This is a genomic window from Telluria antibiotica, assembly GCF_011682055.1.
Classification (GTDB): domain Bacteria; phylum Pseudomonadota; class Gammaproteobacteria; order Burkholderiales; family Burkholderiaceae_D; genus Telluria; species Telluria antibiotica.
This window is the reverse complement of sequence record NZ_JAAQOM010000024.1, coordinates 85,726-92,467: the sequence shown is the minus strand read 5'-3', so window position 1 is coordinate 92,467 and position 6,742 is coordinate 85,726. Positions and strand designations below refer to the sequence as shown.

Below are 6,742 nucleotides of genomic sequence, written 5' to 3'. Positions count from 1 at the left end.
CTGCGAACTGCTCCTGTTGCGGTTGAATGCCGGGACTGCTGAATCCAGCAATCAAGTCGCCCAGCATAGCCTTTGCGCGGAACAAAGGCCAGCTACGACGGGGAAGATGATCGCACGAAACTAAACATCTAAGTACCTGCAAGCGTTTATTGAAGGGAAAGTCCTCTTCAGAACATTAGCGTACTACCAAGCTTATGAAGCTGATCAAGTCCGTGGTGACAGGTTTGAAGGAGCACACGTCTATAAGCCCGGCGGCGGACTCGTGATAAACAACCATACGGCCGGAGCGTTTCAGAGACTCGACATGCACTTTCGGACGATAGTGCAGACTAAGGAGATGTTTATCTTTTGTGCAAGTCAGATAAATTCTACTAAGTTGGCCCTTGAGTTCAAGTCTGATGTCTGTATTGAGATTGTACGACCCGATATATTTGCAGCGAAACTACGCTCCGCGTTACGTAATCGAGTCTCAACCAGAAAATTCAAGATGTTGCAGGGACCAGTGGCCTATCGGGCATTTGATGAGCCATCAGGAATTGAGTGGGCTTTGCCAGACCGAATTGCTATGACGAAAGTGAGTGGGTATGCTTACCAGTCTGAGTATCGGTTTTTGTTTGGCCGAGCTCGTCTCTTTGACGTCGAGAATGTTAGGGCGGAATTGGTCTCAAATGGTCTTGAGCCGCCAGCGGCTGATAATCATTCGACAGATTATGTTTTGCAACTAGGTGATCTATCTAAGATATGCAAAATACATGCGATTTGTGATTATGAAGAAAAATTCGATCCTACCGCGAATATGTGGCAGATTTAATTAGGTGTGTCAGAAAATAAAAATAAATTTTCTTACTTTATGCAGTTTCACGAAGAGCTATCGGATTTAAGTTCTTTACTTCTTGAAGGTGCTCTGGAGCTAAATGCGCGTATCGCATAGTCATTGTCAGACTTGCGTGTCCTAATATTCTCTGCAGCGCAATTATATTTCCACCGTGCATCATAAAGTGGCTTGCGAAAGAATGTCGTAATGAGTGGGTAAGTTGCCCATCTGGCAAGGTGATTTTTGCGCGGTCGAGACCTTCTCGGAATGCTGAGAATGCGTAGCCAAATACCCTTTCTCCCGTTCCATGTGCGTCGAAATGATCAAAGATTGCTTTTTCTAATTCCTCTCGTATGGGCACAGAGCGTACTTTGCCGGATTTGGTTTTCGCGAAAAAGACAGGTCGTCCTAGACGACGACTATCTGTTGCGGAACCAAGTTCTGCTCTTAACTCGAGAGGATATAGATGGCGCGTTGTCGACCTTGGAGATCCCCCAGACCTTGACAAGCTTTATCTTGCCTCTATGGAGCGCCTGCGAACTCAGCCAGGCCCAGCGTTGGCGGACTTACCTGAAGTTATCCAAGCGTAACTCAGTATTACCTGAATTCTGATGAAACAAGTAAGTTAACTAAAATGAAAAGCAAATCCTAGAGATTACCTTTTGTGTAATACGAGATTCCCAACACGAACAGTCCTGCGCATAATTCAGTAGACAATGTATTGGCGCCTCGACACGGCTCCGCCACGGTCCTGGCGTTTGAAAGAGTTTTGGCGGTCGACTCTTTAATTGAGCAGTACCGGTCAGTACGCACTGCAAGCGTGCAAATGCTAGATTCGGTTATGTTGATTTAGATCAATATTTAGGTGTTTACATATTCGTTTCTGTTGTGCAAAATCGGCTACTCCAACTTTGGATTGGACATATGGACACGGCAATTTGCACCGACGACGGACATACATATACTGCAGTAGAATTTTCAAGTCTCACGGCTCTTCAGTTAGAGCGGAAGCGGAGGCACCTGGTCTGTGAAGCATGCGGTTTCCCGGCTTTTTTCCGAAAGGCTTCGCGAAGTGGACGCGGCGCCTGCTTTGGAGCACGTCCACATGAAGACGGCTGTGTCCTGGCGGCGGCTGATAATGAGATCAGATTGCCCGGTGTCGGGGATGATCAGGACGAAGCCTTTAATCCCGGTGACAGAATTGTTGTTGAGCTAGCGTTCGGTGGGCAAGGTGGCGAAGTGCACTTGGACCAAAATGAACGAGGTCCGAGACGCCCGCGCGGCGGCCGATATATTGGTGAAGGTGGACCCCGTGCAGCGCAGATGCATCGGCGCCTGAGTACCTTACTTCGGATGTTGGTCACCGCACCTAATTTCCGTTACTCTGATCAACTCATCGCGGTCAATGATCAGCCTGAGCTTCTGGCCCGGGATTTCTTCGTACATTTGAGCAACGTAACCCCTCAGTATACGGGGCAGTTCAGAGGTTATTGGGGACAGCTAACAGATGCGCGGGATGGCACCGACGGAGTTCTGTGGTTGAACAGCGGCGGTCGCGCTGAGATGAGTTTTTGTTTGCCGCTAGAGCATAAGCAAGAGATCATGGAGCGGTTTCGTTTGGACGAGGAAGAGGACTTTTCCGGCAGTTATATTTTAGTGCTTGGAACGTTGCAGGTTTCCCGTAACGGCAAAATGTTTTGCGTCATTGATGACCCTGCAGTAGTGTCTTTACGCTGAACGTCTGTTGGGCCAAACGGCGTTGAAATTACTCGGCTCGTTTTGCTCAAGCTGGTCAGCAACCGTACAATATCGATACGTGTTGAAGCCGGGAGACTATCGCTCTCTTAAGTCTCCCCGGCCCCGTCACCTCCACCTCCGGCGCCAGCCGCAACAACTGCCCGGCGCCATGCTCGACCGACTCGATGGGAACCCGCACCGCCACTCGCCCATCCTTGCGCCGCGAAGGCCGCGCCTCCGCCACGGCCCGCGCCACCGCCGCATTCAGGTACCGCAACTGCTTGAGCCCGCTTGGGGTGGCCAGCACATCCGCATAATCCGTATAAAGCTCCGACTCGAACCGCGCGACGGACTCCGCCCAATACCGCGCCAGATCAAACCGCGCCGGCCGCCGCGCGCGCGACTCCAGCATTGCGGCGCGTTTGATGTTCGAGACCCGATACGTGCGCGGCTTGCCATCCGATGCCGCAACGAGATACCAGGCCCCAGCCTTCAGCACGAGACCCAGCGGATGCACGACCCGCTCGACTTCATCGCGCCAGCTTTCATACGACATGCTCAGTTGCCGTTCCGACCAGACGGCGTCGGCGACGGTCGCCAGGTGCGGCACCGCATCCGCCTCGCGGTACCAGTCGACGGGGTCGAGATGGAAGCGCGACTGCATCTTCTGCGCTTCCGCACGCGATGCGGCCGGCAATGACGTGAGCAGCTTGAGCCGTGCGCCCTGCAGCGGCTTGTCGAGGCCGAGGTCGGCTGCGGGGCCGGCCAGGCCGCTGAGGAACACGACTTGCGCTTCCGCGGGTGTCAGGCCGGTCAGGCGCGTGTTCCAGCCGTCGAGCAGGCGGAATCCGCCCGTGCGGCCGCGTTCCGCGTAGATCGGCACGCCCGCCGCGGTGAGCTGGTCGATGTCGCGGTGCAGCGTGCGGACCGAAATCTCCAGCGCATCGGCCAGCTCGGTGGCGCTCATCGGGCCGCGCGTCTCGAGCATCATCTGAATGGAGAGCAGCCGGCTGGCACGCATGGTCGGGCGGAATATATGACATCAGATGGCAGATATTGTATTCGATACTGTGATGACCCCGAACTTAACGAGGAGAGCGTCATGACTTATGAATATCCGCCACCGAACGATCCGCAGGTCGTCGAGCTGCGCCAGTACACGCTGCATCCGCGGCAACGCGACGTGCTGGTCGAACTGTTCGACCGCGAGTTCATCGAATCGCAGGAAAGGGAGGGCATGCGCGTGATGGGACAGTTCCGCGATCTGGACGATCCCGATCGCTTCGTCTGGCTGCGCGGCTTTGCCGACATGGCGTCGCGCGCGCATGGCCTGCGGGGGTTTTATGGCGGCTCGATATGGGCGGCCCACCGCGATGCGGCGAACGCGACGATGGTCGACTCCGACGATGTCCTGCTGCTGCGGCCGGCGTGGCACGGCGCCGGCCTCGCGGTCGGTCCCGGGAGAAGGGCGGCGCCCAAGGGGCTCGTCGACGTCACCGTGTTCAGCCTCCGCGAGGCAGCCGGCCCGGCACTGCTCGACTTCTGTCGCGAGCATATGGCGCCTACACTCCGGCGCGCACAAGCGCTGGCACAAGGCTGGTATGTCACCGAACACAGTCCGAACAATTTCCCCAGGCTGCCCGTGCGGGAAGGCGAACACGTCCTCGTCGGGGTGGCGGTGTTCGAGGACCAGGCGAGCCACGACGCGTTCGTGGCCGGCGGCAGTTGGCAGCGCGACGCGGCGCCGGCGTTATCGCCGTGGCTGGCGAAAACGCCGCACGCCATGCGGCTTGCCCAGACCGCCCGCTCGGCCATCCACGCATGAGGATCCCGCCATGAACGCATACAACCATGACCACCATGACGGCCGATCCGATTTCGATTTCCTCGTCGGCCACTGGGTCGTCCACCATCGGCGCCTGAAGGAACGGCTTGCCGGATGCGACGAGTGGGATGTGTTTGACGGGACATGTACCATGCGACCGATCCTGGACGGCCAGGCGAACGTCGACGACAACGTGCTGGCGCTGCCGTCCGGGACGTATCGTGCGTCCTCGATCCGCGCCTACGATCCGTCCACGCGGCGCTGGTCCATCTGGTGGCTCGACAGCCGCCATCCCCACGACCTCGGCACCGCGGTCGTCGGCGCCTTCGCGGGCGGTTCCGGTACCTTTTTCGCCGACGACACCCTGGACGGCAAGCCGATCCGCGTGCGCTTCCTCTGGACGGACATCACCGCCGCGAGCGCCCGTTGGCAGCAGGCGTTTTCCGCGGACGGCGGTGCGACATGGGAAACGAACTGGATCATGGACTTCGAACGCAGCGATGATCCGTCACGCCGATCTGCGCACACATGACCAGCACAGGACACGTCGAACACCGCGGCCGGGTCCCCGTACAGATGTGCTTCCCGAACGGCACCCAGGTCAGCTGGCCGCCGGCGTACGGGCGCGCGCGAACAGCCTGCGCGACACGGGCAGCGTCACCTCGTCATACGTGCGGATCGAGATGATGCAGGCCAGCAGCTGCTCGAACGTCGACATATATCCTTCGTCCGACAATTGGAATAAGGCTGCCTTGGGCCACGAACGGACGGCTTCCTCGATGCGGTCGAGCGCGATGTCGACGTCGAATGGCTCATTTTGCATGACTCCGCTTCCCCGCGTGGTCGAAACGTACAGGTTACGCGGTTGTTAATGAATGCACCGTTCCGTAGCAGGTCTGCCCTACTAAAAGGCAACAAAACAGAAACAAACGGTCGCTGTCGTATTGCACGCACCGAAACGGTAAGGTATCTTGATATATCGCAATGAATATTTACGTTAACCAATCATGTCGGCCTCTTCTGCTGCATCCTCGCTCCAGCCTGTGGCCCGTCTTCTGGGGCACGCCCGCTATGTGTTTGGCGGCCTGCTGCTGTTGACGATCGCGTTGCTCGTCTGGCAACACGTTGGCATGGAGGAAGTGCTCGAGTTGGGCGCTGGTCATTTTCCCGTGAAAGTCACGGACGACCGGGCCGAAGGCGGCGCTTCGCAGGGATGGGTCGAGCGCAAGGGGCAGGATCTCGTCATGCATTGCCGCCTCGACAAGAAGATCGACTGGCCCCACTGCAAGCTGAGTTTCGATTTCCTGAAGGGCGCCAAGGGCATCGATATGTCGCGCTTCGATTACATGATCGTGGATGCGACGTATGCCGGGCCGCGCCCAATGAAATTCGGTGTCGTCGTGTCCGAGGTGGAGGAGGGGTACACCCGGTTCGACACGTGGCAATCGTACAAGGTCGAACAAGTCGAATCGCTCGACCTGCCGTCCAACGGCCACATGGTGATCCCGATGAACTGGTTCGTCGTGGCGCAATGGTGGAAGGAGATGGCGAAACCGCCGATCGAACATTCCATCGTCAACCTCGACAACATCGTGTACCTCGATCTGCTGTCCAATTTCGGCGGCGGCGAAGGCGAGCGTATCCTGACCGTGCACAGCCTGCGCCTGCACGGCAAGTTGATCAGCCGGGATACCCTGCTGCTGTGGCTGGTGGGCGCGTGGGTCGCGTGCGCCGTCGGCTGGCTGGCCGTACTCACGCTCTCGCTGCGCGGACAGCTCAAGGACAGCGAGGCGGCCATCGAACTGCTCAGTACCGTCAACAAGGCGCTGGAACTCGAAGCGCGCGACCTGGCGGGGCAGGCGTATATCGATCCGCTCACCGGCGTGCTGAACCGGCAAGGCTTGCGCGCGGCGCTGATGAGCACATCGAGCCTGCTGGCCGATCCGATGGCCGTGATCTTCATCGACATCGACCATTTCAAGTCCATCAACGACACGCATGGCCATGACGTGGGCGACGACGTGCTCCGCAAATTCGCCAACGTCATCGCATCCGGCATCCGCTCGTCCGACCGGCTCGTGCGCTGGGGCGGCGAGGAATTCCTGATCGTCTGCCCGATGACCAATGTGTACCAGGGGAAGATCCTGGCGGAGAACCTGCGCCACGCGCTGCACCACCACACGTGGCCCGCAGGGTTGCGCGTGACGGCCTCGTTCGGCGTCGCCCAGCATCATGAATACGACGAAGTCGGCGTCGTCATCAAGAATGCCGACGAGGAACTGTATCGCGCCAAGCGGAGCGGCCGCGACCGCGTGTGCGCCCATATCCCGGGCGAGCTGACCGTGGCTGCCACTGCGGCTTGATGG

At 58.1% G+C, this 6,742-nt stretch carries 8 protein-coding genes; 5 read left to right on the top strand and 3 right to left on the bottom strand.

Going from position 1 to position 6,742, the window contains the following annotated elements; all coding sequences use genetic code 11:
* Positions 1 to 487: 487 nt before the first annotated feature.
* The gene (locus HAV22_RS28600) at positions 488 to 811 is read left to right on the top strand and encodes a hypothetical protein (protein WP_166864501.1); all 324 of its coding nucleotides are present in this window, start codon (positions 488 to 490) and stop codon (positions 809 to 811) included.
* A gap of 37 nt (positions 812 to 848) precedes the next feature.
* Here the strand turns inward: HAV22_RS28600 and HAV22_RS31580 are convergent, their stop codons facing one another.
* Entirely contained in the window at positions 849 to 1,175 is a 327-nt protein-coding gene (locus tag HAV22_RS31580) for a tyrosine-type recombinase/integrase (RefSeq protein WP_371869771.1), read from the bottom strand.
* A 992-nt stretch (positions 1,176 to 2,167) separates the two neighbouring features.
* Here HAV22_RS31580 and HAV22_RS30930 point away from each other — a divergent pair.
* On the top strand, positions 2,168 to 2,551 hold the full coding sequence (locus HAV22_RS30930; RefSeq protein WP_208296411.1) for a hypothetical protein: 384 nt from the start codon (positions 2,168 to 2,170) through the stop codon (positions 2,549 to 2,551).
* 55 nt (positions 2,552 to 2,606) lie between these two features.
* On the opposite strand, the gene HAV22_RS28585 is transcribed toward HAV22_RS30930, so the two are convergent.
* Complete coding sequence (locus tag HAV22_RS28585) at positions 2,607 to 3,572, bottom strand: helix-turn-helix transcriptional regulator (RefSeq protein WP_166864492.1); 966 nt, start codon at positions 3,570 to 3,572, stop codon at positions 2,607 to 2,609.
* An 81-nt stretch (positions 3,573 to 3,653) separates the two neighbouring features.
* Here HAV22_RS28585 and HAV22_RS28580 point away from each other — a divergent pair, with 81 nt between their 5' ends.
* Both HAV22_RS28580 and HAV22_RS28575 read left to right on the top strand, forming a co-directional pair.
* Positions 3,654 to 4,376, top strand: a complete 723-nt coding sequence (locus HAV22_RS28580) for an NIPSNAP family protein (RefSeq protein ID WP_166864489.1) — start codon at positions 3,654 to 3,656, stop codon at positions 4,374 to 4,376.
* A 10-nt stretch (positions 4,377 to 4,386) separates the two neighbouring features.
* The gene (locus HAV22_RS28575) at positions 4,387 to 4,908 is read left to right on the top strand and encodes a DUF1579 domain-containing protein (protein ID WP_166864486.1); all 522 of its coding nucleotides are present in this window, start codon (positions 4,387 to 4,389) and stop codon (positions 4,906 to 4,908) included.
* A gap of 69 nt (positions 4,909 to 4,977) precedes the next feature.
* Here HAV22_RS28575 and HAV22_RS30925 read toward each other — a convergent pair whose 3' ends face one another.
* Positions 4,978 to 5,199: a hypothetical protein gene (locus HAV22_RS30925; RefSeq protein WP_208296410.1), complete on the bottom strand. Its 222-nt coding sequence runs from the start codon at positions 5,197 to 5,199 to the stop codon at positions 4,978 to 4,980.
* A 220-nt stretch (positions 5,200 to 5,419) separates the two neighbouring features.
* Here HAV22_RS30925 and HAV22_RS31740 point away from each other — a divergent pair, with 220 nt between their 5' ends.
* The gene (locus HAV22_RS31740) at positions 5,420 to 6,739 is read left to right on the top strand and encodes a GGDEF domain-containing protein (protein ID WP_166864483.1); all 1,320 of its coding nucleotides are present in this window, start codon (positions 5,420 to 5,422) and stop codon (positions 6,737 to 6,739) included.
* Positions 6,740 to 6,742: the final 3 nt, after the last annotated feature.

Bases quoted from the DNA above. Each gene is read 5' to 3' on its own strand.
- HAV22_RS28600 (WP_166864501.1), top strand. From the start codon at position 488: ATGTTGCAGGGACCAGTGGCCTATCGGGCATTTGATGAGCCATCAGGA.
- HAV22_RS30930 (WP_208296411.1), top strand. From the start codon at position 2,168: ATGTTGGTCACCGCACCTAATTTCCGTTACTCTGATCAACTCATCGCG.
- HAV22_RS28585 (WP_166864492.1), bottom strand. From the start codon at position 3,572: ATGCGTGCCAGCCGGCTGCTCTCCATTCAGATGATGCTCGAGACGCGC.
- HAV22_RS28580 (WP_166864489.1), top strand. From the start codon at position 3,654: ATGACTTATGAATATCCGCCACCGAACGATCCGCAGGTCGTCGAGCTG.
- HAV22_RS28575 (WP_166864486.1), top strand. From the start codon at position 4,387: ATGAACGCATACAACCATGACCACCATGACGGCCGATCCGATTTCGAT.
- HAV22_RS30925 (WP_208296410.1), bottom strand. From the start codon at position 5,199: ATGCAAAATGAGCCATTCGACGTCGACATCGCGCTCGACCGCATCGAG.